At 59.6% G+C, this 22,467-nt stretch carries 25 protein-coding genes, 1 tRNA gene and 1 pseudogene; 18 read left to right on the top strand and 9 right to left on the bottom strand.

Features of this window, described 5'->3' with window-relative positions:
• Nucleotides 1-47: 47 nt before the first annotated feature.
• The gene (locus tag ACFSYH_RS08055) at nucleotides 48-905 is read left to right on the top strand and encodes a TolB family protein (RefSeq protein WP_377466370.1); all 858 of its coding nucleotides are present in this window, start codon (nucleotides 48-50) and stop codon (nucleotides 903-905) included.
• Nucleotides 902-3,172 carry a glycoside hydrolase family 3 N-terminal domain-containing protein gene (locus ACFSYH_RS08050; RefSeq protein ID WP_377466369.1) on the top strand — a complete coding sequence of 757 codons (2,271 nt, stop codon included), beginning with the start codon at nucleotides 902-904 and terminating at the stop codon, nucleotides 3,170-3,172. The genes ACFSYH_RS08055 and ACFSYH_RS08050 overlap by 4 nt, the downstream gene beginning before the upstream one ends.
• A 198-nt stretch (nucleotides 3,173-3,370) precedes the next feature.
• On the opposite strand, the gene ACFSYH_RS08045 is transcribed toward ACFSYH_RS08050, so the two are convergent.
• Complete coding sequence (locus ACFSYH_RS08045; protein ID WP_377466367.1) at nucleotides 3,371-3,919, bottom strand: methylated-DNA--[protein]-cysteine S-methyltransferase; 549 nt, start codon at nucleotides 3,917-3,919, stop codon at nucleotides 3,371-3,373.
• On the bottom strand, nucleotides 3,916-5,601 hold the full coding sequence (locus ACFSYH_RS08040) for a DNA-3-methyladenine glycosylase 2 family protein (protein WP_377466366.1): 1,686 nt from the start codon (nucleotides 5,599-5,601) through the stop codon (nucleotides 3,916-3,918). The genes ACFSYH_RS08045 and ACFSYH_RS08040 overlap by 4 nt, the downstream gene beginning before the upstream one ends.
• A gap of 248 nt (nucleotides 5,602-5,849) precedes the next feature.
• On the opposite strand from ACFSYH_RS08040, the gene ACFSYH_RS08035 reads away from it, so the two are divergent.
• From ACFSYH_RS08035 to ACFSYH_RS08025, 3 genes are read left to right on the top strand one after another with little or no spacing between them, the layout of a single operon-like run.
• Nucleotides 5,850-6,074 (top strand): hypothetical protein, encoded by a 225-nt coding sequence (locus ACFSYH_RS08035; RefSeq protein WP_377466364.1) that lies wholly within the window; start codon nucleotides 5,850-5,852, stop codon nucleotides 6,072-6,074.
• Entirely contained in the window at nucleotides 6,071-6,508 is a 438-nt protein-coding gene (locus tag ACFSYH_RS08030) for a hypothetical protein (protein ID WP_377466363.1), read from the top strand. Before ACFSYH_RS08035 ends, ACFSYH_RS08030 begins: the two co-directional genes overlap by 4 nt.
• Nucleotides 6,505-6,816 (top strand): winged helix-turn-helix domain-containing protein, encoded by a 312-nt coding sequence (locus ACFSYH_RS08025; RefSeq protein WP_377466362.1) that lies wholly within the window; start codon nucleotides 6,505-6,507, stop codon nucleotides 6,814-6,816. The genes ACFSYH_RS08030 and ACFSYH_RS08025 overlap by 4 nt, the downstream gene beginning before the upstream one ends.
• A gap of 93 nt (nucleotides 6,817-6,909) precedes the next feature.
• On the opposite strand, the gene ACFSYH_RS08020 is transcribed toward ACFSYH_RS08025, so the two are convergent.
• Nucleotides 6,910-7,605, bottom strand: a complete 696-nt coding sequence (locus ACFSYH_RS08020) for a CPBP family intramembrane glutamic endopeptidase (protein ID WP_377466361.1) — start codon at nucleotides 7,603-7,605, stop codon at nucleotides 6,910-6,912.
• A gap of 343 nt (nucleotides 7,606-7,948) precedes the next feature.
• On the opposite strand from ACFSYH_RS08020, the gene ACFSYH_RS08015 reads away from it, so the two are divergent.
• Both ACFSYH_RS08015 and ACFSYH_RS08010 read left to right on the top strand, forming a co-directional pair.
• Nucleotides 7,949-8,293: a hypothetical protein gene (locus tag ACFSYH_RS08015; protein ID WP_377466360.1), complete on the top strand. Its 345-nt coding sequence runs from the start codon at nucleotides 7,949-7,951 to the stop codon at nucleotides 8,291-8,293.
• A 229-nt stretch (nucleotides 8,294-8,522) separates the two neighbouring features.
• Nucleotides 8,523-8,882 (top strand): hypothetical protein, encoded by a 360-nt coding sequence (locus ACFSYH_RS08010; protein ID WP_377466359.1) that lies wholly within the window; start codon nucleotides 8,523-8,525, stop codon nucleotides 8,880-8,882.
• Between the two features lie 15 nt (nucleotides 8,883-8,897).
• On the opposite strand, the gene glf is transcribed toward ACFSYH_RS08010, so the two are convergent.
• Nucleotides 8,898-10,052 (bottom strand): UDP-galactopyranose mutase, encoded by a 1,155-nt coding sequence (glf, locus tag ACFSYH_RS08005; protein WP_377466358.1) that lies wholly within the window; start codon nucleotides 10,050-10,052, stop codon nucleotides 8,898-8,900.
• A gap of 292 nt (nucleotides 10,053-10,344) precedes the next feature.
• Between glf and ACFSYH_RS08000 the strand changes: the two genes are divergently transcribed.
• Nucleotides 10,345-12,819 (top strand): glycoside hydrolase family 3 protein, encoded by a 2,475-nt coding sequence (locus ACFSYH_RS08000; RefSeq protein ID WP_377466356.1) that lies wholly within the window; start codon nucleotides 10,345-10,347, stop codon nucleotides 12,817-12,819.
• 349 nt (nucleotides 12,820-13,168) lie between these two features.
• Here ACFSYH_RS08000 and ACFSYH_RS07995 read toward each other — a convergent pair whose 3' ends face one another.
• The 4 genes from ACFSYH_RS07995 to ACFSYH_RS07980 form a co-directional block, all read right to left on the bottom strand.
• Complete coding sequence (locus ACFSYH_RS07995; RefSeq protein WP_377466355.1) at nucleotides 13,169-13,972, bottom strand: M15 family metallopeptidase; 804 nt, start codon at nucleotides 13,970-13,972, stop codon at nucleotides 13,169-13,171.
• A gap of 146 nt (nucleotides 13,973-14,118) precedes the next feature.
• Nucleotides 14,119-15,144, bottom strand: a complete 1,026-nt coding sequence (locus ACFSYH_RS07990; RefSeq protein ID WP_377466353.1) for an arsenic resistance protein — start codon at nucleotides 15,142-15,144, stop codon at nucleotides 14,119-14,121.
• A 31-nt stretch (nucleotides 15,145-15,175) separates the two neighbouring features.
• A complete protein-coding gene (locus ACFSYH_RS07985; RefSeq protein ID WP_377466352.1) occupies nucleotides 15,176-15,736 on the bottom strand; it encodes a dihydrofolate reductase family protein in 561 nt (186 codons plus the stop codon).
• Between the two features lie 104 nt (nucleotides 15,737-15,840).
• Nucleotides 15,841-16,488 (bottom strand): methylated-DNA--[protein]-cysteine S-methyltransferase, encoded by a 648-nt coding sequence (locus tag ACFSYH_RS07980; RefSeq protein ID WP_377466351.1) that lies wholly within the window; start codon nucleotides 16,486-16,488, stop codon nucleotides 15,841-15,843.
• Between the two features lie 174 nt (nucleotides 16,489-16,662).
• Here ACFSYH_RS07980 and ACFSYH_RS07975 point away from each other — a divergent pair.
• The 6 genes and pseudogenes from ACFSYH_RS07975 to ACFSYH_RS07950 form a co-directional block, all read left to right on the top strand.
• Nucleotides 16,663-17,238: pseudogene (locus ACFSYH_RS07975) on the top strand (sugar O-acetyltransferase); the annotation flags it as partial.
• 155 nt (nucleotides 17,239-17,393) lie between these two features.
• Nucleotides 17,394-17,969, top strand: a complete 576-nt coding sequence (locus ACFSYH_RS07970; RefSeq protein ID WP_377466350.1) for a TetR/AcrR family transcriptional regulator — start codon at nucleotides 17,394-17,396, stop codon at nucleotides 17,967-17,969.
• A gap of 109 nt (nucleotides 17,970-18,078) precedes the next feature.
• Complete coding sequence (locus ACFSYH_RS07965; RefSeq protein ID WP_377466349.1) at nucleotides 18,079-18,624, top strand: RES family NAD+ phosphorylase; 546 nt, start codon at nucleotides 18,079-18,081, stop codon at nucleotides 18,622-18,624.
• Nucleotides 18,614-19,435 (top strand): phosphotransferase enzyme family protein, encoded by an 822-nt coding sequence (locus ACFSYH_RS07960; protein WP_377466347.1) that lies wholly within the window; start codon nucleotides 18,614-18,616, stop codon nucleotides 19,433-19,435. The genes ACFSYH_RS07965 and ACFSYH_RS07960 overlap by 11 nt, the downstream gene beginning before the upstream one ends.
• Nucleotides 19,436-19,619: 184 nt before the next feature.
• A tRNA-Ala gene (locus ACFSYH_RS07955) sits at nucleotides 19,620-19,692 on the top strand.
• Between the two features lie 88 nt (nucleotides 19,693-19,780).
• The gene (locus ACFSYH_RS07950) at nucleotides 19,781-19,930 is read left to right on the top strand and encodes a hypothetical protein (protein ID WP_377466346.1); all 150 of its coding nucleotides are present in this window, start codon (nucleotides 19,781-19,783) and stop codon (nucleotides 19,928-19,930) included.
• Nucleotides 19,931-19,994: 64 nt separating this feature from the next.
• Here ACFSYH_RS07950 and ACFSYH_RS07945 read toward each other — a convergent pair whose 3' ends face one another.
• Complete coding sequence (locus ACFSYH_RS07945; protein ID WP_377466345.1) at nucleotides 19,995-20,600, bottom strand: toxin; 606 nt, start codon at nucleotides 20,598-20,600, stop codon at nucleotides 19,995-19,997.
• A gap of 148 nt (nucleotides 20,601-20,748) precedes the next feature.
• On the opposite strand from ACFSYH_RS07945, the gene ACFSYH_RS07940 reads away from it, so the two are divergent.
• The 4 genes from ACFSYH_RS07940 to ACFSYH_RS07925 are packed head-to-tail and all read left to right on the top strand — an operon-like array spanning nucleotide 20,749 to nucleotide 22,424.
• Nucleotides 20,749-21,291: a hypothetical protein gene (locus ACFSYH_RS07940; protein ID WP_377466344.1), complete on the top strand. Its 543-nt coding sequence runs from the start codon at nucleotides 20,749-20,751 to the stop codon at nucleotides 21,289-21,291.
• A 4-nt stretch (nucleotides 21,292-21,295) separates the two neighbouring features.
• Complete coding sequence (locus ACFSYH_RS07935) at nucleotides 21,296-21,880, top strand: TetR/AcrR family transcriptional regulator (protein ID WP_377466343.1); 585 nt, start codon at nucleotides 21,296-21,298, stop codon at nucleotides 21,878-21,880.
• A gap of 14 nt (nucleotides 21,881-21,894) precedes the next feature.
• Nucleotides 21,895-22,278: a VOC family protein gene (locus ACFSYH_RS07930; protein WP_377466342.1), complete on the top strand. Its 384-nt coding sequence runs from the start codon at nucleotides 21,895-21,897 to the stop codon at nucleotides 22,276-22,278.
• Nucleotides 22,278-22,424 (top strand): hypothetical protein, encoded by a 147-nt coding sequence (locus tag ACFSYH_RS07925; RefSeq protein ID WP_377466341.1) that lies wholly within the window; start codon nucleotides 22,278-22,280, stop codon nucleotides 22,422-22,424. The genes ACFSYH_RS07930 and ACFSYH_RS07925 overlap by 1 nt, the downstream gene beginning before the upstream one ends.
• The last annotated feature ends 43 nt before the right edge of the window (nucleotides 22,425-22,467 follow it).

Genomic DNA, 22,467 nt, shown 5'->3' with positions numbered 1-22,467 from the left:
CTCCTGTGCCACGTTCGCTTCGCCCTTTCCAAATATCTCAACTTCGAGTGATTGATATCACTTCTGGAGTGGATACCATGGTTTACCAATCAGACAGCATGCTCTTCGAAGCTCCTAACTGGACTCCGGACGGGACTGCACTCGTGTTCAACGGCGATGGGAGGTTGTTTCAATTCGATGTTGAGTTGCAGCACTTAGCAGAGGTGGACTTGGAAAATCTGGATCCAATCAATAATGACCATGTCATTAGCCCAGACGGGCGCTATGCTTTCGTTTCGTCTGACGATGGGCATATCTATCGGATTGACCTAGAAGGATCAGAGTCGCGCTTCCGGGTCTCTAACGACCACGGTCCCAACTTTCGTTACTACCTGCACGGCATCTCGCCTGATGGGAAGACTTTAGCCTACACAGGTATGACGATTTCGGGCGGTGAACTGCAAACTAACGTCTATCTGATTCCTGCGAACGGCGGCCCAGACACGCAGATCACGAATGATGTGTACCCTGACGACGGTCCTGAATTCTCCCATGATGGTGAGTGGCTCTACTTCAACTCGGAGAGAGGGTCTGATGTTCCAGGTGCTGCTCAACTCTTTGTGATGCGGCCAGATGGTTCCGAATTGCAGCAGTTAACGTTCGACGAAAGAGTGAACTGGTTCCCGCACCCTGATCCTACGGGGCGCCGTCTCTCCTACGTGAGTTTTCCGCCGGGTACGTTAGGACACCCGGCCGACACAGAGGTGATTGTACGTTTGCGTGAGAACGACGGCACAGTCCGTGATCTTGCAACAGTATTCGGCGGTCAAGGGACTATGAACGTGGCGAGTTGGAACCCTGATGGCACCCAACTGGCTTACGTTGCTTACCCGATAGTCAATGATACGAGCGAGGTCCTGTCGTGAGTAATGCACGGCCGCTTTACCTCGATGCAGCAGTTGATTCGTCAGTTCGTGCGCAAGACCTCCTTTCCAGAATGACGTTGGAAGAGAAGGTCGGGCAGATGATGCAACTGGACGCGCGTGAAGATCTCGACGCGCAGGTTCTTGATGTTCATGTAGGGTCAATCCTCCACGCGTCACCCGAGCGATTGCAACGAGCTCATGAATTGGTAAAGAGAACACGCTTGCGCATTCCCCTACTGGTGGGAGAAGACTGCATTCATGGACATTCTTTCCAATACGGCGCTACGATCTTTCCTACGCAACTAGGAATGGCTGCTTCATGGAATCCAGAGTTGCTGGAAGACGTTGCACGGGCCACCGCCCGAGAAGTCGCAGTGACGGGGATTCACTGGACTTTCTCACCAGTGTTATGCATCGCCCGCGATTTACGCTGGGGCCGTGTAGATGAGACCTTCGGTGAAGATCCCTTTCTTATTGGAGAGTTATCTTCCGCGATGATTCGAGGTTATCAGGGTCGGGGTCTTGCAGACCCGGAGAGCATTTTGGCGACAGCCAAGCACTTCGCGGGGTACTCCGAAACGCAAGGAGGGCGTGACGCCACCGAGGCAGACCTGTCACGTCGGAAGTTAAGGTCGTGGTTCCTTCCGCCCTTCGAGCGAGTGGCTCGAGAGGGATGCGGAAGCTTTATGCTCGGCTATCAGACTACGGACGGTATTCCCATCTCGACGAACTCTTGGCTTCTTGACGACGTGTTAAGAGGTGAATGGGGCTATGGCGGGATGCTAGTTACTGACTGGGATAACGTTGGTCGTATGGTATGGGAGCAGAAGCTTCAACCTGACTATGCTCATGCAGCAGCCGCGGCTGTCACTGCCGGGAACGACGTGATCATGACAACGCCACGCTTTTTTGAAGGCGCTCTCGACGCCGTCGCGCAGGGTCTGTTGGCCCCAGACGCCTTCGACCGAGCTGTTTTGCGCATTCTTCGAACTAAGTTCGAGATGGGGCTTTTTGAAGATAATAGGTCGGTGGTGGCTGACCGTGTGCAAGAGGTAGTGGGCAATGCTGAGCATCGTCTTCTCAATCAAGAAGTCGCGCGCCAATCGATTGTCTTGCTGCGCAATCAAGGGCTGCTTCCGTTACCGGTTGGGGACGTGGAAACTACGAGGAAGGTCGCAGTCATCGGGTTGCTAGGCGATGACGCACAGGCACAGTTGGGAGACTGGGCGGGATCATCGGGGCAAGCCAATTGGCTCCCGGATGGGCAGCCTCGAGAGAAGATAACCACCGTCGTTGATGGTCTCAAACTGGTACTTCCTGAGGCATGGAGCGTTAGTTTCTCTCCCGGCTATCGGATGTTTACCCTCGCGCCTGATCCGCTTGGTGACGTGTTTGAGGATGGTCAGCCACGGCCTGAGCTTGTGGTTCCATGTGAACCGGATGAAAGCCTCATCGATGCTGCTGTAGCGGCTGCTCACGACGCAGATTATGTGATTGTGGTCGTAGGAGATCATATCGAGTTGGTGGGTGAAGGGAAATCCACAGCAACTCTAGAACTCATAGGAGACCAAGTCGCTTTACTGGAAGCTATCGCGGCGACGGGCAAGCCGATGGTAACTGTGCTGATGGCATCGAAACCTATGGTGTTACCCGATGTGGCGATGCGGTCCGCTGGCCTATTGTGGGCTGCCAACCCAGGAATGGAAGGTGGCTTAGCAATTGCCGAGATTTTGGCTGGCAGTGTCAACCCTTCGGGGCGTCTACCTATCTCATTTCCTCGGCACGTCGGCCAACAGCCAACCTTCTATAACCAGGTACGAGGGCAGCATGGGGACCGTTACGCAGATTTGACCCAGGAGCCCGCATTTGTTTTTGGTGAGGGGCTATCGTACTCGCCAGTGACCTACTCTAGCGTGACTGTCCACACGGAAAGGGTTGCGCTCGGCGAAGATGTTGTTTTCTCAATTGAGGTAGAGAACATTGGTTCGGTTGCGGTGGTGGAAACTGTTCAGGTCTACGTCAGTGACGTTGTTACGTCCGTGAGTTGGGCGGACCAAGAACTCAAGGGTTATGAACGTGTCCCGCTGGAGGCTGGAGAACTCCGTAGGATTACTTTTAGGTTGCCGAGCAGCAAGTGTTCGATTGTCGATGCTGACGGAAACCGAGTAGTCGAATCAGGAGAGTTTGAGATCCGCGTGGGGCCTTCCTCAAAAATAGAGAATCTTGCTAAAGCGAGATTTTTCATTGATGCCAACTGTATGCCTTAGAGGTTTATGATGGAAACATCTCTCGCCTTTACTTTGGGTGGAGTCAGTTGTCTTTGCTGTCGACGGGCTGCTCACGTGTGAACTGTGCGCAACTGCCGTAAGTGTCTAGTTGAGTAGTTTGGAGATTGCTTTTTGGCAACAAGCCATTAGTATTTGCGGGCTGTGATCTTGTTGAGGTTGTAAAAATGGCTGATTTCATCAGAGGTTTCCGCTTTCACTCCTTTTATAAACTTCTTGAGTGCGCTCGCGTGCGAGCAGGCTCTCCTTGACAGGGAGGCCGTAGCGGAACCCGCCGAGGGTTCCATCGGTGCGCTGGACCCGGTGGCAGGGCACGAACAGTGCGGCGGCGTTCATGGCGCAGGCGCTCGCGGCTGCCCGGACCGCGCTGGGGCGACCGGACCTGTTGGCATATTCGGTGTAGGTGATGACCTCGCCGGGTGCCACCGTGCGTAGGACATCCCACGCGTGTTCGCGGAATGGGCCGGACCTCTGCTGGACCGGAACCCGTGCGAGTAGGGAGGAGTCACCTGCGTAGTAGGCGTTGAGAGCCGCGACCGCTGTGGCGAGGGCGCCGCCATTTGGATCAGAGACGGTCGTGACCTCCTCAAGCCGAGGACGTAGATCGCCGTGAATGAGCGCGATCAGGCTGGCGATATCGTCGGTCCAACCAGACGCAAGAACCGCCTCTTCGCTGGTGACGATGCTGAACGGGCCATCGGGCGTGGTGGTGGTGAAAGCGTAGATCATGCGAGTTCCCTGTCGGTTAAGGAAGATGGTCGTGGGATGGAAGAAGCGGCTTTCCACAGGTGCATGGAGGCGTAGGAGCGCCAGGGTGCCCAAACGCGTGCGTACTCTGCGAGTGCCCTGTGTTCAGCCTGCTTGTTGGGGAGGGAGTCGCTGAGTAGCCCCATCGCCCGGGCTCCGGCGATCAGAGCGACATCCCCGATCATCCAAGAATCGGAGTCACCAAGGACCCTCAGTGCAATGTAGGCGGCAGTCCATGGGCCGACCCCGGGCAGAGCGAGAAAATCCTGGGTGAGTTGCGTTCCATCGGCACCAATGTGCACCTGAAGTTCTCCCGTCGCCAGCCGCCTCGCTGCCGTATGTATGGCTGTCATGGAACGTCTTGGGAGTCGAAGCGCGCGGTCCGGATCGAGTGGGGTGTCCTGTGAAACAGGGACCACAGCGTTCGCGATCTGCTCAGGGGCTGGAAACAGGGTGGTGAGTCCGTCAAACCCGGATTCATACGGCCTGCCGGCGATGTTTGCGAGCCGTGCCAGATGGCCACGCGCTGCTGGAACCGAGATCTGCTGGCCCACAATCGCCCGGATGACCATCTCGTTGGGGTCCACGGACCCGGGAACCCGTATACCCGGGGTCCGCTCCACGAGTGGCCGCAGGTGCGGGTCGTGCAGGAGCGCTTGGTCGATCCCCTCGCAGTCGGCATCCAGGTCAAGGAGTCGTCGGATGCGTGCGAGGACCACGGGGATGTCGGACAACTCGCTGAGTTCGAGATCAGCGTGCAACCGCCATGGCTGTGGCAACTGCCGTGTCTCCGCTTCTGTGAGAGAAGCATGCGCAGCCACTGGGGCCGTTCGAACCTCAGGCATCCGGGTAGCCCTGATTCGGAAGGCGCCCGGTCCAGAGGGTAGCGCAACCGTGCGCGCATACATCAGATGCGACGGATCGCTCAGATCAGCCTGTTCAACTCCCACAATTGCACGCGCAGCGAGGAACTCAAACACCCCCAGGGCATCAAACGGAGCACGCACCGGGAGCGAGAGCGTGACCTGAATCCTGGGGCCCAGAACGGTGCTGCCAGAGGTGAGAGTCGCCGTGGAGTGTTGAGCACGCTCGCGGATTGCTGACGGTTGCGCATCGAATACCGCACGCATCGTGTCGTTGAACTGCCTGATGGACCCGAACCCAGCGGCGAATGCCGCGTCTGCCAACTTCAGATCCGTGCCCACGAGTAGGCTGCGGGCCAACTGTGCCCGTTTCGCCCGAGCCAGCGAGACGGGCGATGCGCCGAGTTCAGCAACCAGGGTGCGGTGAACGTGTCTAGGCGTGTAACCCAGTTGCGCGGCCAACCCCTCAACCCCCGAGCGGTCCACAACGCCGTCAGAGATAAGCCTCATCGCACGCGCCGCCAGATCCTGGCGAATGTTCCACTCGGGCGTTCCAGGTGTCGCTTCGGGCAGGCAACGTTTACATGCACGGAAACCAGCCTCATGCGCCGCCGCTGATGTGGTGAAGAACGTGACATTCTCAGGTTTTGGGGTGCGCGCCGGGCAGGAGGGGCGACAGTAGATTCTGGTGGTCTTGACTGCGGTGAAGAACTGTCCGTCAAAGCGCTGGTCCCGCGAACTTATTGCCCGATAGCGCTCGGCGAAGAGGGTGTCGTGGTGGGGTGGACGCTGTTCGGACATGACTTCACCATACCCGTGTGAATCCCTGCGGTATAGCGGAAAACGGACATGTCTGTGATAGGTGATTCGCACAGATCGGCCTTTCCACGAGGGGTCTGTTCGCGTGGCTGTGGATGTCCTGCCTGCGACTGCCCTGCGAGGTCTCCTTCGCGCTGGAAACGATCTAACAATGTGTAAGTACTTTCCATATTGGTAACTATTTGTTACGATTGCTTCATTCATCGAGAAGAGCAAGAACGGATCGCAACATGACAGCAACTGACATCAGCACACTTCGCCTGAGCCTCAAGTGGGCGTGGATCGGCCCTGCTGCCGGCATCGCCTGCATGGTCGCGTTGTTTATCGTCGGCCTCGCAACACAGACTTCGGGCCTGATGGTCGTGGCCGCATCGGTTGCAGCTGCCCTCTGTGGCGTGTGGGTAGCTGTCATCGCATCGCTGCGTCGCGCGATCGTACAAAAGGAGCAGCGATGAGCGAGACCACGGACGGCAGCCCCACTCCGGAAGAGGCGCAGGCACTACTCGCGCAGGTTGCCCAGTTGGAATCGACCACAAAGACCGGATCGAGTTGGCCGCAGATTGCAGGGCTTCTGACACTAGGTGCAACATCTTCGCTCGCTCTCCCTGCCATTGCGTTCGCGTCGGACGGATTGCTCGCGCTACCCATGATCTTCATGACGTTGTGGATTGCAGTATCGTTCGTTTTCATGACTGTGTTCAGCACATCCGTAAAGCGCGGCTTCGGCAGACGGTGGTTCGTCACGGTGGGTATCTGGGCTGTCATCTGGGTCATCGGTATCCTTGGCGTGTCGACCTGGTTCGTGGATCAGGCTTGGTTCCTTGCTGTTGCATGCGCTGCCTTGACGGCCATTACGATGATCGGCGCATGGATCGAGGCCAGACGATGACGGTCGAACACCCTCGGCACCAACTCGTGGAAGCCCTCTCCCACCCGGTTCGGTTCTCTCTGGTGGCAGCGCTAAACGGTGTCGAGAGCATTGAGTTCGGGACGACCCGAGACCAACTCCAGGTAAGCGACTCTGTGCTGAGCAGACAAGCCACTCACCTAGAGAGCCTCGGCATCATCGAGATCAGGAAAGGCTATGTCGGCAAGCGGCCGCGCACCTGGCTGGCCCTGACAGAGAACGGGCGCTCACAGTGGGCATCGCACGTCGCAGCATTGCAGGCAATCGCTGGCGGCCACGCGTTCGAATAGGCGCTGCGCTTTTCTCATGTCAGTACGAGAAGCGGAGCCAGAGGCTGCATTAGATCAGGGTATTTGTAGAGCGTTCTTGTGGGAAGGTGCAGTTCACGCGGTGAGTAACAGGTAGGTCAGCCCCGTTGCGTTCCACGCCACGTGTGTCGTGACTGGAACGAGTAGATTGCGTGCCGATACGAAGTAGGCGACGGTCAAGGCTGCGGCGTAGCCGACATATAGGACGCCAAACTGCCATTCTCCCGCTCCACGTAGATGGATAGCGCCGAACGCGAGACAGGACAGAACAACCGCTACGCTCGTGAGTAACCGAGATCGAGGCCGACGGAACGGGAGTTCTCTGAAAACGATTTCCTCGACGATTGGCGCCACGAAACCTCCAACGCCGATGAAGAGCAAACCCTCAAGAAGCGATGTCGATGATGTGAGCACCTCAGCGTTTATCGCCACCTGGTTTTCGCTAGTTACTGGGGGTGTGAAGAAGAACATGACAACCTGGCTCAACGCCGATGCCGCTCCCATAAGCGCAAGCCCAAACACGGTTGAACCCGCTGCCAGAAGTGGGCGTTGCCGCGTCACGCGCCAACTTCTCGCAAATCCATCTTGGAACGCCCAGAATCCCAGAAGCATGGTGGCGACGTAGCCGGCGTTCTTCAACGCTGCGAAGACGGGCTCGTGCACGAAATCCCGACCCACAAGAATCCACGCAGTGAGCACAATGTAGAAGCCTAGGAAGAGCCGCCATCGTGAGATTGAGCGGGGCGCTGCTTCCCGTAGGTTGGTTCTCACTGATCCTCTTATCTTCCTGGGCGACTGCCCACGATTCGCATGCACCAGTAAACCATGTACTCGCGGCTGAACTTGGGCATTATCTCCTAGAGTCAGCCAGAGGCGAGCACCCATACCCACTACGTGGGAACCCTGTGCGGGGTGATAGTCGCCCTCATCGGAGGGTACATGCTCATCCGTAGGCTGCCCGATCGCTGAGGTGATTTGCCGACCATCGTTCGGTGTTGCCGCGAGTGCACAGGCCTGGAGGGCCCAGATGACTCTCCCGTGATCCAGTTCCCAGACATTCCCGATACGGACTTAAAGCACTATCCAAAGTGCCAAAACGGCGGGAGAATTAACTATGGAAGCGGCAACAAGACTCTGGGAACAGAAGATCGATTTCGGTGGAAACGGCTATTTCGTGGTTGCCACCATTTTGAGTTTGATCGCGGCGGTCATCATGATTGCAGTGAGCGAAAAGAGCAGTGATGCGGCGGGGGTGTCCGCTGTGCTGCTTGTGCTAGCGGTTGCGGCGATCACTGTGGGGTTAAGCGTGCGGATCAGGCGCGCCAAGGCTGACGCTGAAACTCAGCGTGCGATCCTTCGCCAGTTAGCCAGGCAGAACCAGCAGAACGAGGAAATAATCGAGCGCCTGCACAATATGAACGCAGCGATGGAGGCGTTCGGCATCATCGATCCGAATTAAATGACAGCCTGTCATAAAGGTCGGGGCGTGAATATGTTTATGCCCAACTTAGCGGCATGAAAGTCTAAACAAACTGCCATAGTCCCATTTTTTCGTCGCTCGTGTTTCCAACCGGGCCTCATGCTGCTAGAAAAGACCTATGCCCCAGAGCCCCCGCACCCCCAAAATGAATAGTACGCACCAGGCAAGTGCGCGCCTCAACGCGTGGGCGGCCGATACTCTTAGTGCCTTGACAACGGACGAGGAGGAAACGAACAAGCACGACCGCACGGTCACGGAGGATGGAAACCGTTACTTTGCGTGGGCCGTGGCTTGGCTGTTTCCAACGATATTCTTCACGCTTGCTGGGGTGGACATCGAATCCAACTGGCAGTGGCTGTTTTGGATACTCGGGGTCCTGTTCTCGGCCGGAGTGATGGTCAACCTGACTCAGGGATTGTGGGCCCGCCGTCGCCGCGCCACCCTCGACTCCGAGATCTACCTTGAACTTCTCACCACGCTTGAGGTTCAGCGTCGCCACAACGAGGAGGTCCTGCTGCGCTTGAAGTGCATCGAGAACCAGATCAAGCACGGTCAGCAGGGGCAGTAGGCCGCCGCAAATGATTCAGGTGAACAGTGGCGTCACCTTGTTCTCGAAGGTTGAGAGCGCTGCTCCGATGGCCATGTGCATGTCGAGATACTGGTAGGTTCCGAGCCGCCCACCGAACACGACCCCCTGCGTTGCCTCGCGTGTGGCCAGCGCCCGGTATTGCTCGAGCTTCTCCCGATCCGCGGTGGTGTTGACGGGGTAGTAGGGTTCATCGTCAAGGTCTGCGAATCGGGAGTACTCCCGCATGATCACGGTCTTGTCCCCCGGATAGTCGGTGCGTTCCGGATGGAAGTGCCTGAACTCGTGGATGCGGGTGTAGGGAGTTTGGGCATCGGCGTAGTTCATGACCGATGTGCCTTGGAAGTCGCCGGTGGGAAGCACCTCCCGCTCGAAATCGAGGGTCCGCCATCCTAAGCGGCCATGACAGAAGTCGAAGTAGCGATCAAGCGGTCCCGTGTAGACAACCGGCACCTGTCCGCGAACCCGCTCCTTGCTCAGCGGTTGGTCCGCATCGAAATAGTCGGTATCGAGCCTCACCTCGATCAGCGGATGGTCCACCATTCGTTCAAGCCAGGCCGTGTAGCCATCAACGGGCAGACCCTCGTAGGTGTCGTTGAAGTATCGGTTGTTGTACGTGTACCGCACGGGGAGACGACTGATGATCTCCGGTGGCAGGTCCGTGACGGGAGTCTGCCACTGCTTGGCCGTGTAATCGCGGATGAACGCCTCATACAGTGGGCGACCGATCAGCGAGATCGCGCGTTCCTCGAGGTTCGTGACCTGATCCGAGGCGATCTCGGCTGCCTGTTCGGCGATCATTTCCCGCGCTGCGTCAGGGCCGAGCGCGCTGCGGAAGAACTGGTTGATCGTTCCGAGGTTGATCGGCAGCGGATACACCTCACCCCTGTACGTTGAGTACACGCGGTGCTGGTAGTCGGTGAACTGCGTGAACTGGTTGACGTAGTCCCACACCTTCTTGTTCGAGGTGTGGAAGAGGTGTGCGCCGTACCTGTGGACCTCGATTCCCGTCTCGGGGTCGGTTTCGGAATAGGCGTTTCCACCCAGGTGGCTGCGTCGTTCAATGACGGTCACCTTCTTGCCGAGAACCCGTGCCGCGCGTTCCGCGACGGTTAGCCCAAAGAAACCAGAACCGACAATCAACAGATCCATTGCGCAATGCTATCAATGGCCTGCAGCGCATAGGAGCCTGCCTGCATGAAAGCGTCATACCCACACATGATTGGCGACGATTCGGCAGTTTTCTACGCACTGTCCGGTTGAGTGATCGTCTGGCAGGGCAGGGCGCACGGCCGTAGAGTTGAGGCACGTCGCAATCACTGCCGAAGCCGTGGTCTAGTGGCAATATCATCTCTAGCAACTATGAGCGGTGCAGCCATGAGTGCGGTCCGTTGAGGTAGCATGGGAGCGCTCTCACGATAGAACCTACATTTCAGGAAATCTCATGCCTCTTACCCCCGACTTAGAGTCCGGCGATCGTTCCCACTCGCTTTCTCCGGTGGAATCTGTCGCTCAGATCTCCGTGATTTTGCAAGATACTGACCCGACGTTGGATCCGGAGCTTGCTTCGCTCGCTCGTCAGGCCGCAGCGGAAGGGATCGTTTTACTACGTAACGAACGTGAGACGCTGCCACTTGGTCTTCAGTCCGTTGCAGTTTTTGGTCGCGTACAGTACGACTGGTTCACAGTCGGCTATGGGTCAGGTGGCGACGTGAAGGTTCCCTATGTATGGAATCTCATCGCTGGTCTTCGCGATGCGGGGATTGCTGTGGACGGTGAACTTGCTGGTGTATATCAAGAGTGGTGTGCGCAGAACCGACCCAGCCATTCCGGCACCTGGGGCACATGGCCGCACCACTTTCCCGAGATGCCGTTGGAGGATGGTGTAGTCAAGGCAGCAGCTCTGCGCACCGATATTGCATTAATAGTGATTGGGCGAGCTGCTGGTGAGGCACGTGAAAGCCTGCGCGAGCCCGGTAGCTTCCTGCTTACTGACGACGAGCGTCACCTACTTGATCAGGTCACCACTTCTTTCGAGCGTACTGTGGTCGTAATCGATGCCGGCAACGTCATGGATCTCAGTTGGCTTTCCGACTATGGCGAGCGCATTAGCGCCGTGCTCTACGCCTGGCAGGGCGGCATGGAAGGCGCGCGCGCCGTCGCTGGCGTGCTCGCCGGCGAGTTGATGCCAAGTGGAAAACTGACTGACACAATCGCGTTTAGTTACGAGGACTATCCCAGCAGCGCGAACTTCGGAGATCCGGATGTCAGCCATTACGCAGAGGACGTTTTCGTCGGCTACCGCTACTTCGAAACCTTCGCACCCGAGCGTGTCCAGTTCGGCTTCGGCTTCGGGCTGGGGTACACGACTTTCGCGTTGGAAATCGAGAAGACGGTTATAGATTCCGATACCCTCATTGCCGTCGTCAATGTATCTAACACAGGCACGCAACACTCTGGAAAAGAGGTTGTACAGATCTACGTAGGTGCTCCTGACGGGGCGCTTTCCCAGCCTGCGCGACGTTTGGCCGCCTACGCGAAAACACCCGAACTTGCCCCCGGTGAGAAGGCTCGCGTGGAAATGAGTTTTGCCCTGACCGACTTCGCGTCATTTGACGACAGCGGAGTTACCGGTCATCGCAGCGCCTACGTGCTGGAACCGGGCACATACCCTGTATTCCTTGGTACTGATGTTCGTTCCGCTGTCGAGATCACCGCGTTCGAGGTATCCGAATTGCGTATTGTGCAGAAGTTGCGTGAGACTGCTGCTGTTAAGGCCGAAACACCGTTCGACCGAATGGTGCTTGCGCGCGACGCGGAAGGCCGCGCAGTCGTAGCGTGGGAACCTGCGCCAACCGCATCTGTGGCACGCGCTGAGCGTGTGCGAGCTGGACTCCCTGAAGAGGTTAGCCCCACGGGCGACCAAGGTATCGTGCTTGATGATGTCGCAGCAGGCCGTGCGACGCTGGACTCGTTTATCGCACAACTTAGCGACGTCGAGTTGGCTGCAATTGCGCATGGTGATATCACAATGCACAGCCCGCTAGGGGTGCCTGGAAATGCGGGAGTTCTTGGTGGTGTCACCGAGTCGCTGCGCGCTAAGGGCGTGCGTCCGGTCACAACGACCGATGGTCCAAGCGGTATCCGCATCGGCGCGTATGCTTCCTTGCTGCCGTCAGGCACCGCACTAGCCTCCAGTTGGAACACATCACTAGTAGAGGAACTCGCCGCGTTGCACGGCCAAGAGATGGTGCACAAGGGTTCAGATGTGTTGCTCAGCCCTGGTATGAATCTGCACCGTGACCCACTGTGTGGTCGGAATTTTGAGTATTTTTCTGAAGACCCTCTGGTCACGGGGCGTACGGGGGCTGCTGTAGTGCGCGGCGTGCAATCGGCGGGAGTTTCAGCGTGTCCTAAGCACTTTGCAGTCAACAATCAGGAGACTAACCGTACTCGTCATGATGCGCGCGTTTCGGAGCGCGCGCTGCGTGAGCTCTACCTGCGGGGTTTCGAGATCTGTGTGCGTGAAGCCAACCCGAAAACGATTATGACTTCTTACAACAAGGTCAACGGCGTTTGGGCGCATTACCACTACGATCTAGTTACATCTCTCCTGCGTGAGGAATGGGGCTATGAGGGATGTGTCATCACAGACTGGTGGATGGAAGATGATGTTGATCCTGATTTCCCAGCGTTGACTAACAACGCATTCCGTGTGCGAGCACAGGTCGATGTACTTATGCCGGGTGGCGTAAAGACTGAGAGCGGACCACAAGATTACGCGGATGACACCATACTCACCTCGCTGCAGCAAGCCGAGGGTCTCACCCGTGGTGAACTACAGAGAGGCGCCCGTAATGTGCTTGGTCTGGTACTTGCGCTGACCCCAACCATTGATGGTCGAAGCTCGAGTAGATAGGTCTAACCTGACTACGCGAGCGTGCCCTCGGAAAACTCTCAGCCTCAAGAACAGGAATAGGTCAGAGAGGCCTTAAGTCGAGTAACCAGAGCAATAGGGGAGGAATTGGGATCCTCTGCGTGGAGTTCAAGATTTTGCTGTGAGCACTGTTTAGCGAGCGCTGACCTGTGCATTTCAGTCTGCAGGTCGTACCCAGCCGGCACTTAACTAGTCAATCTGCCGGACGTTTACTAGTCAATCTGCCGACTGTGCCGTCCGGTGTCACCCAACGGCGGTTCAGGATCTACACGCGCAAGGCGTGATGAATGCATAATCCGTGCATGTCCCAATCGTGCCGAGCGGTGAGGGGTTATTCGCCGATGTAGTTCCAGTGCCACGGTTCCTCGGGGATCGTCTCCGCGAACCCGTAGGCTGCGGCGTGCGCGCGGAGCCATTCGACCGCATCCCAGTCGAGCTTGAGGTCCACCGCCGTACCGAGTCCATGCTCCGACGTACCGACCGCCGCAGCGCGCCCGCCTTCCTCCAAGAGTCCCAGGTCTTCCACGAGTTCCTCCTGCTCCTCGATGGTCCGGTAGGCGGAGTTCAGGGTGTAGGCATACCCGGCCTCGTTGAGCGCGGCGGTCATTTTTGCGAAAGCCTGAGCGGCGGGCTTGATGAGTTGATACCCATCGCCGATGTCCTGCAGTTCCTCTTCGGGAATCTTCCCGTTCTCGTAGTGCGGCGTCTCCACCGCGACGGGGCTGATCGTGGAGAGGGGTTGCACCTCGCCCTCACGTGCGTGGTTGTTGTTTCCATTCAGTGCGAAGGCGAGCGCGATACTTCCCGCTACCAGGCCGAGTACACACGCGGCCAGCAGCAGTTTCACAGGCGGCAGGCGCTTGGGTGGGTTCAGATCGAAGACGGGCTGCGCGGTGCGGGACACCTGCACGCCACCGTGCGGTCGCGCGCTGGTGCGCACGCCCGATGCTCCCGCGTCGCCTGTATGACGGGACTGATTCTGGTGGACGGGGCCGAGTGGTCGCACATTGCGTGAGTGCGGGTTTGCTGACGAACCGTACAGGCCATCCTGTCCCGTCATCCTGATTGGGTGGCTGGGTTGCCGTGGAGGCTGCGTTGCCTGGTCATTTCGTGGCGTCGATGACTGAGCGGACACGGATGTACCTGACCCGGGCGTATGCGCCGGACCTAGTGGAGGCGGGGGCGGAGGTGTTGCAACCATACTGTTCAGTATCGCGAGGCGCTGTGGAGGTGCGCGTCAGGCAGTGGGCTGATCTTCGGCGGGTTCTGTGTGCTGTGGCGTCACTCCTGGGAGTTACCTGCCGGGCGAGGGGACGCTACCTGGGTCGTACGGCGTAGTAGTGGCACGGTGCTGGTCAGTACGAGCAGTTCCACGAGGGTTTGGGTGACCACGGCAAGGGCGACGAGTTCGTTTCCGGTGGCAATGGCCGCAGGGAGGACGACCAGGGAGTTTCGAGTGGCTCCGCTCAGTGCGACTGCCTTTTGTCCCGGTACGTCAAGGCCTGCCACGTGGGCGGAGGCCCAGCCCAGCACCATCATGACGAGTGCGAACGCAAGGTAGATCGGAACGAGCCGCGCGAGCACACCGATCTGCGAAGCCACGGCCGGAAGTTGCGACGCCACGACAACCCACAGTGTCACGGCCATCAGCGGCACCATCGCCTCGAGCACCCGTACCTGAACGACGGCGGCCACCCGCCACCGAGTTCCAGCCCACTGCGTTGCCCACGCCAGCGCGAGTGGTACAGCGATGAGCAGTACGAATGCCTCAACGAATGGCCCCACCTCAAGCACCGCATCCGAGCCGGTCATCAACCGCAAGAACATCGGGACCGCGGCAATCTGCGCGACGGTCAGTAGCGGGGTTGCGGCCAGCAGCCGCTCCTTCGACCCGCCCGCAAGCCCGGTGAACACGATGACATAGTCCACACACGGCGCGAGCAACACCAACAGCGCCCCGAATACGAGCGGCTGGTCCGCCGCGATGGGTCGCGTCAGGAGGTAGGCCAGGGCCGGTACGAGTACGAAATTGGCGACGAGTAGCGCACCCACAAACCGCCCCTCGCGCAGTGCTCGGGTCACCTGGGCGGCGGGAACGGCAAGGAACGTTGCATAGAGCAACACCATGAGTACCGGGTTGACCAGCGGTTCGACCGCGTTCCCCACGGCGTGCGCTTGGGCTTCGGGAAGCGTAAGGGTCACCGCGACTGCGAGGGCGATTGCCCCGAGATATATCGCCACCTGATAGCGCTCCATGACCTCGACGGTCCTATCCCAACGGGTGGGGGACTCGTCGGCATGGCTCATGTCAGGTACTTTACCGGTCGTGGGCTGCCTCTCAACGTGCGGGTCGGTATCGCATGGCGACTGCTCCCGAGCGGAACTCCCGGCGATCCACTAGCTCAAGCGGGATGCTCTTGCGCAAACCAGCAAGCACTGTTGGTCCGCGCCCGGCAAGGATTGGCTGCACAAGGAACTCGTATTCGTCGATCAGGCCCAGATTCGCCAAGGCCAGAGGGAGTGCGACACCACCCACGGACAGAGCGTCCCCAGGCTCTTGCTTGAGCCGCTGAACCGTTTGCCTCAAGTCGCCTTGTAGTAGTTCGGCATTCCAGTCGACCTCGCTGAGCGTGTTCGACACGACGTACTTTTTTGCCCGGTCGATGACCTCGGCAAACGGAGTCTCCCATTCCTCCATCCAATCGGGCCACACGCCTGTGGTTGGCCGACGCCACGCTGATTCCATCATCTGGTAGGTCACCCGGCCGAACAGCAGCGCGTCGGCGCGTCCCATCTGATCGGTCCAATAGCGCATCGACTCCTCGTCCGGTGGGAGTCCCGCCTCGTGATGACAGCACCCGTCGAGCGTGATGTTGATCGAGTAGCGAAGTGTTCTCATTGACTTATTATCACGCCGTCAGATCACGCTGCCCACCCGAAAACCGACGAAACCACCTATCTTTTGTCGCTGGTTTCATCGATTTTTGGGTGGTTAGTGAATGGCTAGTCGGAGGGGTGGTGCCTGTCGTACCAGGCTCGCTCGCGGTCGAGCATACGCACCTTGAAGTCCACGCCGTAACTTCCGTACTGGCCCGGAGAACCATCGCCGCGGATGACCCGATGACACGGAACGAACAACCCCACCGCGTTGCGTGCGCAGGCAGTCGCAGCAGCCCGGACAGCGGCGGGCCGTCCGGCCAGTTCCGCCAACTCGCCATACGACACAACCTCGCCGCACGGAACATCCCGCAACGCCGTCAGCGCCAACCCCCGGAACGGTCCACCACGTTGCAGGACGGGAACCTCTCGAAGCAGTGACGGATCGCCGTCGTAATACGCCAACGTTGCCCGCGCAGCCCGACCCAACACGGCCTCATCGCACGCGAGGGGGAGGGCGAGAGCTGAGGGCTCGTCGAAAATCTGGATTGTCGTGGGAGCGGGACGTAACGAGTCATGTACCCCCGAGAGAACCGAGCCAAGGCTGAGTACCGTGCCCTCTGTGTTTCGGTCAGGGGCTGTTCCGCCGTGCTCACTCGTGCCCAGTGGGAGGCTGGCGCGCCAGCCAGCCGCGATGACATGGCTGGGCGTGGCGACGATTGTGAACGGGCCGTCGTCGGTGTCGAGCGTTGTGGCGAAGGTGGGATTCGGCATGAATGCGCTGTCTGGCTGGAAGCGGGCGTGGCTAGGATTCAGCGTACCGCGAGGGAGCCTAGGCGTCACCCACCCAAAAACTGTTGAAACTGGCCATCTTTTGGGGCTAGTTACGACCATTTTTGACTAGGCAGTGAAGAGCGGCGAGTTATGGAGGGGTGTACGATCGTACACATGGATTACTTTGAGGGCGATGATCGCACCAACTACCAGCGCATGATGGATGGCGACTACTACGTTGCCGAGGGCGAGGAGATTCCCAACGCCACCAAGCGTGCGTTCGAGTTGCAGAACCGTTTCCTCGAACTGAGCCGCACAGACCCGGCTGCCGCCCACGAAGTTCTCGTGGATCTGCTGGGATCGCTCGGGAAGGACTCATTCATACGCCCGCCGCTTGCCGTGGACCTCGGATTCAACATTCACATGGGCGATCGCTCGTTCGTGAACTTCAACTTCGTGGCCCTCGACGTCGCCCCGATAACCATTGGAAACGATGTTCTGATCGGCCCGAACGTCCAACTCCTCACCCCCGTGCACCCGCTGCAGCCCACCCCGCGACGCGACAAACTCGAGAGCGCCAAGCCCATCACCATCAAGGACAACGTGTGGCTCGGCGGCGGCGTCATCGTCTGCCCAGGCGTCACGATCGGCGAGAACACCGTGGTCGGCGCGGGTTCGGTGGTCACGAAAGACCTGCCCGCGAACGTCGTGGCTGTAGGGAATCCTGCGCGCGTGATCAAGGAGCTTAGCGAGGAAGGGTTCGATCCTCGGCTGGCCACGCATCCCGATGTGGTGGGTGCTGCCGGTTCTGGTGCTGGTTCTGCTGAGCCCGATTCTGCTGAGTCTGATCGTGTTGGGCCGGGTGACGCTGCGTCGGACGGCGCCGAGTTGGCGGTGGGGTAGTCATGGGCGACGGGCGGGTGACGAGAGCGAGCGACCCAGATCGCAGGGAACGAATCATCGCGGCGGCGCGAGAACTGATCGCCGCCGAAGGCGTCGACGGTGTCAGCCACCGCAAGGTGGCGGCACTCGCCAAGGTTCCGCTCGGGTCCATGACCTACCACTTCACCGGGCGCGACGAACTCATCTTCGAGGTGTTCACCCGTTTCGCGCAGGAGATGTCCGACCGCTTCCAAGCCGCGTTGAGCGCGGCGGTGAGCCGGGAGGAGGCGGTGGGAATCGTCGCCAATCTGATCAACAACGATGTGCTGACCGATCCCGATGAACTCGTCTTGACGCATGAACTGTATGCGCTCGCGGCACGCGATCCGAAGTATCGCGAGGTCACGCATGCGTGGATGTCTCGAAGCCGGGCGGCGTTTGAACGGCACTTCGATCCCCTGACGGCCCGGCTGATCGATGCGCTCGTGGAGGGGTTGAGCATCCACCGGGCGTTGGACGTGGACCCTGAACTGGCTGGGCTGAGCAGTGAGGAACGCCGCGGCTTGGCGACGGAGGCATTGCGGCGACTTGTGGGGTGATTGAGGTGCGTTGGCTGGTGTATTTGGTGGGCGTGTTCGCTGTTTGACGAGTTGGGTGTGGCGGTGGCATGCACAGGTGTGGGTTAACAGTTGTGGATAGGAGAATCGCGTGAAGCAGGCGAGAGGTGAACGGTTCGGGTCCGCCCCGGTCATCCGAGGTGTCTTCTATCGCGCAATTGATCCGCGGTTCCGTGAGGCTGCGATTTCAGGGTCCCGGTCTGCTGGGCGTTACTCACGGCCAGGCGAACCAACGCTCTACCTCAGTTCATCCGTTGAAGGCGTTGAAGCCGCGATGATCGCGCACAGGGATGGTCGGTCCTCTTCGCTCGACATCGTTGAGGTCACGGTTGAGGCGACTGGGGTTGTCGATCTTCGCGATGATTCCGCTCTCGCCGAATTTGGTGTCGATCTGCCGGATGCGATTGCGCCCTGGCAGGACATTGTCCGGTCTGGCGGTACCCCGTCGTCGTGGAAGGTTCGTGACCGTCTCGTGGAAGCCGGGGCAAATGGGCTCATTGATCCTTCGCGCAAGAGTCCTGGTCTCTGGCATCTCGTGTTGTTCCGATGGAACGATGGCGATCCCGGAAGTCCTGTTGTCTCGGTCGTGGGTGGACAACCAGGATTTGGGTTAGGAGTCGTTTGCTATGGCGCATGATCGGTTTGAGGATCGCGAGGTTTTTGGTGCTGGGCCGAGCGAGGAGACTCTTGAGGGTGGTGGAGTCAACGTTGTCGTGCGGGTTGACGATACTGTGCGGCGTCCAGTTCATCCGTGGACTCCAACCGTGCACTTGCTATTGGCCGCTGTTCGGGCGCAAGGCTTCACGGGTGTTCCCGCAGCTCATGGATACGACGAGCAGGGACGCGAAATCTTGGACTTCGTGGAGGGTGCGGTTGGGAACTATCCCCTGACCGATGAAGTGCGGAGCGTGGAGGCGTTGGTGTCGGCTGCGAAACTGCTGCGGGGATTCCACGACGCGACGATGCACTGTGTTGCAGACCTTGATGAGGGGTGGCAGCAAACGGCTTTGGAGCCGGTTGAGGTTATCTGCCACTCGGACTTCGCTCCGTACAACTGTGTGTTCCGCGATGGCCAAGCGGTAGCGCTCATCGACTTCGACATGGCGCGGCCGGGTCCGCGTTCATGGGATCTGGCCTATGCGCTTTACCGGTTTGCACCGCTCACGGCCCCAGAGAATCCTGACGGATTCGGGGACATCGAGATGCAGGCCTCTCGCGCTCGACGGTTTTTGGACGCCTACGAGTGTACCCGCGAACTGCGGGCAGACGCCATGAACGCTGTCGTGCCGCGTCTACGCGCTCTCGTGGATTTCATGCGCGAGGCCGCTGAACATGATGCCAACTTTGCCGATCAAATCGAGGCAGGACACCTTGACCTGTACCTGACGGATATCGCCTACGTAGAAAACCATCGTGAGGCACTAGATCGCGTGGTGACTGGCTCCTAGCGAGGTGTGCAAGCTCTGGACCGATCGTATTCGGTGATTATGTATTGTGAGCAACGTTCGTGAGGAAATGTGGGTGATGCACCCGTCTCTAGGTGCTTGGTCCCAGGTTCCAGTACTGTTCGGGCGATACAACTAGATATATCGGTTCCGCGCTGGCAGTGGGTTGCGGTGCGCGAACCGTATCGGGGCTATGGCGCAGTTGGTAGCGCGTCTCGTTCGCAATGAGAAGGTCAGGGGTTCGAATCCCCTTAGCTCCACCCAATAGTCGATGTTCAAACTTGCGACGTCCGCAGGTTTGACATCCTCCCCCGCACGCAGCCTGGCCTCGTAAGCCAGCGCTGCGGCGTGAAGGTGCGGATCGAGCAGCGCATCGAACGGTTCGCCGGGCTCACCGACGCTGACGGTGAAGGGTTCTCGCTGAGCGCTGCGGCCGCGGCCGTGCGTGACGAGCTCGACCGGGGCGGGGTGGAGCGGGCGCATCTGGTGTCACACTGACCGTGACGTGTTCGTGCACTGATCCGGGCCTGCGCGTGCATGGGCGGTTCGGCTGGGTTCAGGTTCAGGTGCAGGTGTCGTCCCCATCGACGGGCCTCACCGGCAACGAAGCGAGCCATTTGTTGACCTCGCGCTGCCCGCACAACCGGATCACTGGCACCCCCTCGGAAATGAGCACCCGCATGCGGCGGCGGGTTACCGCATGATTGACCCATGCCCATCGGATGATGTTGCGGTGCGGATCCCACCTCAACCAAGTCAATGGGTTCTCCCGGTTACCGTGCCACAGTTCCTCGCGGGTGACCGCTCGTCGCAGAGTCCGGAGGATCACACGACGCATCACCGTGCGTCGGGGATGATCGAGCCATACGAACGTATCGGCACCGTTCGGCGTTCCCGGGTCGAGCAGGCCATCGAGGCGATTCACCCACCCACCATCGCTGACCCAACCGTCCGGATGCTCTGTGACGAATTCTCGGATGATGTGGTGCGCTTCGTCTAAGTCACGATAGGTCCACTCTGCATCCCAGAACACGGCGTCCAGATCCAATCGGGGAAGACCCATACGTGCGGCCACCGCCTGCGCCAGATGAGACTTGCCGGAGCCCGAGACTCCGACGATTCGTAAACGCTGGGGAGGGATGCCGTCCGGTGGAGGCTGAGCAGGCATCCAATCATTGTTTCGCGACCGTCGCCGTGCACGCAATCGTCACACTCCACACCAAGATTTCCGCGCCGATGCGCGATCGGTACTCATATTAGCACGCTCGTGCTAATATGAGTACCATGCATTGTGACTCATTCATGAAAGCTCACCCGTGATTCTGCTCGCCATCATCGCGTGCGAGGTCGGGTTCTGGGTCGCGATCATTGCGGGACTTGCCGCGCGGTATCTTGCGGGTCGGCCACGCCTGGGCTCTGTGTTGTTGGTCGCGGCTCCGGTGATCGATGTGGTGTTACTCGTGCTGGTCGCGGTCGATCTGATCGGGGGCGGCACTGCGTCGTGGCATCACGGCTTGGCCGCCCTCTATATCGGTGTGTCCATCGCGTATGGGCGTCGCATGATCTCCTGGGCGGATGCGAAGTTCGCCGTCCGCTTCCGCGGTGCACCGCCCCGGCCGACACTCGGCGGCATGGCGTACGCGCTCGCCTGCTGGAAGGATGTTGCACGCACGACCCTCGCCGCGGGCATCGCAGCGGCGATCCTGTACGGCCTCATCTGGATCGTCGCAGCGCCCGAGCGCACCGCTGAACTTGACGCGTTCTTCCCGATTCTTGGGGTGATCGTGGGGGTTGAGCTGCTCTGGGCCATCAGCTACACACTGTGGCCCAAGAAGGTCTCGGCCGACGCGAGGGGGTGACCGGATGCCACGACTGATCGACCATGCGCAGCGCGAGCGTGACATCGGCGACGCCGCGTGGCGGGTCCTCACCCGCGACGGGCTTGCGGCGCTGTCGGTGCGTCGCGTGGCGGAGGAGGCGGGCATCGCCACAGCCTCACTACGGCGCGCATTTCCTACCCAAGAGGCACTGCGTCGGTTCTGTCTTGACCGGATACGCAGCGATGCCGGCGCACGCATCCGGGCATTGACCGGCGAGGGGACAGGGCTCGCGCTGGCGATGTTGACCGAACTGCTGCCGCTGGACACCACCCGGCGCACCGAACTCATCGTCCAACTCCAGTTCGGCTCTCTCGCCCTGACCGATCCCAGCCTCACTCAGCACGTGACCCAGCTGCACCGCGCCGTGCGCTCGTTGTGCCAACGGGTTCTGACAGAACTTGACCGGACCAGCCCCTTACCCGCTGATATGGACCTGGATGTCGAGGCCGAGCGTCTCCACGGGCTTCTGGATGGACTCGCGATTCACGCGCTCTGGGCATCGACCCCAGACGCGGGCGACCGTGCCGTCGCGATCCTCACCCACCATCTGACCACCCTTACGAGATAAAGGATGCTGCGCCCATGATCCGTATCGGCAGAGCCGTTCTCCCTGTTACCGACCTCGCCGCCGCCATCGACTGGTACGTCAGCTGCTTCGGCTTCCGCGTCCTGTTCGACCAGGAACTCTTCCCCGGGTTCCGATCCGTGCATGTCGGCCCCGGGGACATGAGCGACCCGGGCGTGTGGCTGTTTCCCACCGATCACCCCCACACGCGGCAAGAGCCGGCGCTCGTGCTGTACAGCACAGACATCGACGCCGCCGCCGCGCGGCTCGGTGAGCTCGACACCCCGCTCGTCGCGCCGATCACCGGTGAGAGGGGAAGCCGCTCACTGCAGGTACGCGACCCGTCCGGCAACGTCCTCGTGATAGCCGAGGTCGACGAACACACCACGGAGAACCGCTAATGCCACTAACGGCAAAAGTCGAACGAATCAGGGTCGATGAAAGCCTCACCGAACAGCAACGACTGTGGAAGGCAATCGCGACCCTCGCGAAACACATCGATGACGGAGACTCCACCGACATCCTCTCCGCACTTTTCGGCAACTGACTCACACTGACAAGGTCGCTCGAAAACCTGCCTTCGAATCCGC

It is taken from the genome of Populibacterium corticicola, assembly GCF_042683685.1.
In the GTDB taxonomy this organism is placed as follows: domain Bacteria; phylum Actinomycetota; class Actinomycetes; order Actinomycetales; family Cellulomonadaceae; genus Timonella; species Timonella corticicola.
Note: the sequence above shows the minus strand (reverse complement) of the source record. Positions and strands in the feature narration are given on the sequence as shown.

Bases quoted from the DNA above. Each gene is read 5' to 3' on its own strand.
- ACFSYH_RS08045 (WP_377466367.1), bottom strand. From the start codon at position 3,919: ATGATCTACGCTTTCACCACCACCACGCCCGATGGCCCGTTCAGCATC.
- ACFSYH_RS08040 (WP_377466366.1), bottom strand. From the start codon at position 5,601: ATGTCCGAACAGCGTCCACCCCACCACGACACCCTCTTCGCCGAGCGC.
- ACFSYH_RS08035 (WP_377466364.1), top strand. From the start codon at position 5,850: ATGACAGCAACTGACATCAGCACACTTCGCCTGAGCCTCAAGTGGGCG.
- ACFSYH_RS08030 (WP_377466363.1), top strand. From the start codon at position 6,071: ATGAGCGAGACCACGGACGGCAGCCCCACTCCGGAAGAGGCGCAGGCA.
- ACFSYH_RS08025 (WP_377466362.1), top strand. From the start codon at position 6,505: ATGACGGTCGAACACCCTCGGCACCAACTCGTGGAAGCCCTCTCCCAC.
- ACFSYH_RS08015 (WP_377466360.1), top strand. From the start codon at position 7,949: ATGGAAGCGGCAACAAGACTCTGGGAACAGAAGATCGATTTCGGTGGA.
- glf (WP_377466358.1), bottom strand. From the start codon at position 10,052: ATGGATCTGTTGATTGTCGGTTCTGGTTTCTTTGGGCTAACCGTCGCG.
- ACFSYH_RS08000 (WP_377466356.1), top strand. From the start codon at position 10,345: ATGCCTCTTACCCCCGACTTAGAGTCCGGCGATCGTTCCCACTCGCTT.
- ACFSYH_RS07990 (WP_377466353.1), bottom strand. From the start codon at position 15,144: ATGAGCCATGCCGACGAGTCCCCCACCCGTTGGGATAGGACCGTCGAG.
- ACFSYH_RS07985 (WP_377466352.1), bottom strand. From the start codon at position 15,736: ATGAGAACACTTCGCTACTCGATCAACATCACGCTCGACGGGTGCTGT.
- ACFSYH_RS07980 (WP_377466351.1), bottom strand. From the start codon at position 16,488: ATGCCGAATCCCACCTTCGCCACAACGCTCGACACCGACGACGGCCCG.
- ACFSYH_RS07970 (WP_377466350.1), top strand. From the start codon at position 17,394: ATGGGCGACGGGCGGGTGACGAGAGCGAGCGACCCAGATCGCAGGGAA.
- ACFSYH_RS07960 (WP_377466347.1), top strand. From the start codon at position 18,614: ATGGCGCATGATCGGTTTGAGGATCGCGAGGTTTTTGGTGCTGGGCCG.
- ACFSYH_RS07945 (WP_377466345.1), bottom strand. From the start codon at position 20,600: ATGCCTGCTCAGCCTCCACCGGACGGCATCCCTCCCCAGCGTTTACGA.
- ACFSYH_RS07935 (WP_377466343.1), top strand. From the start codon at position 21,296: ATGCCACGACTGATCGACCATGCGCAGCGCGAGCGTGACATCGGCGAC.
- ACFSYH_RS07930 (WP_377466342.1), top strand. From the start codon at position 21,895: ATGATCCGTATCGGCAGAGCCGTTCTCCCTGTTACCGACCTCGCCGCC.
- ACFSYH_RS07925 (WP_377466341.1), top strand. From the start codon at position 22,278: ATGCCACTAACGGCAAAAGTCGAACGAATCAGGGTCGATGAAAGCCTC.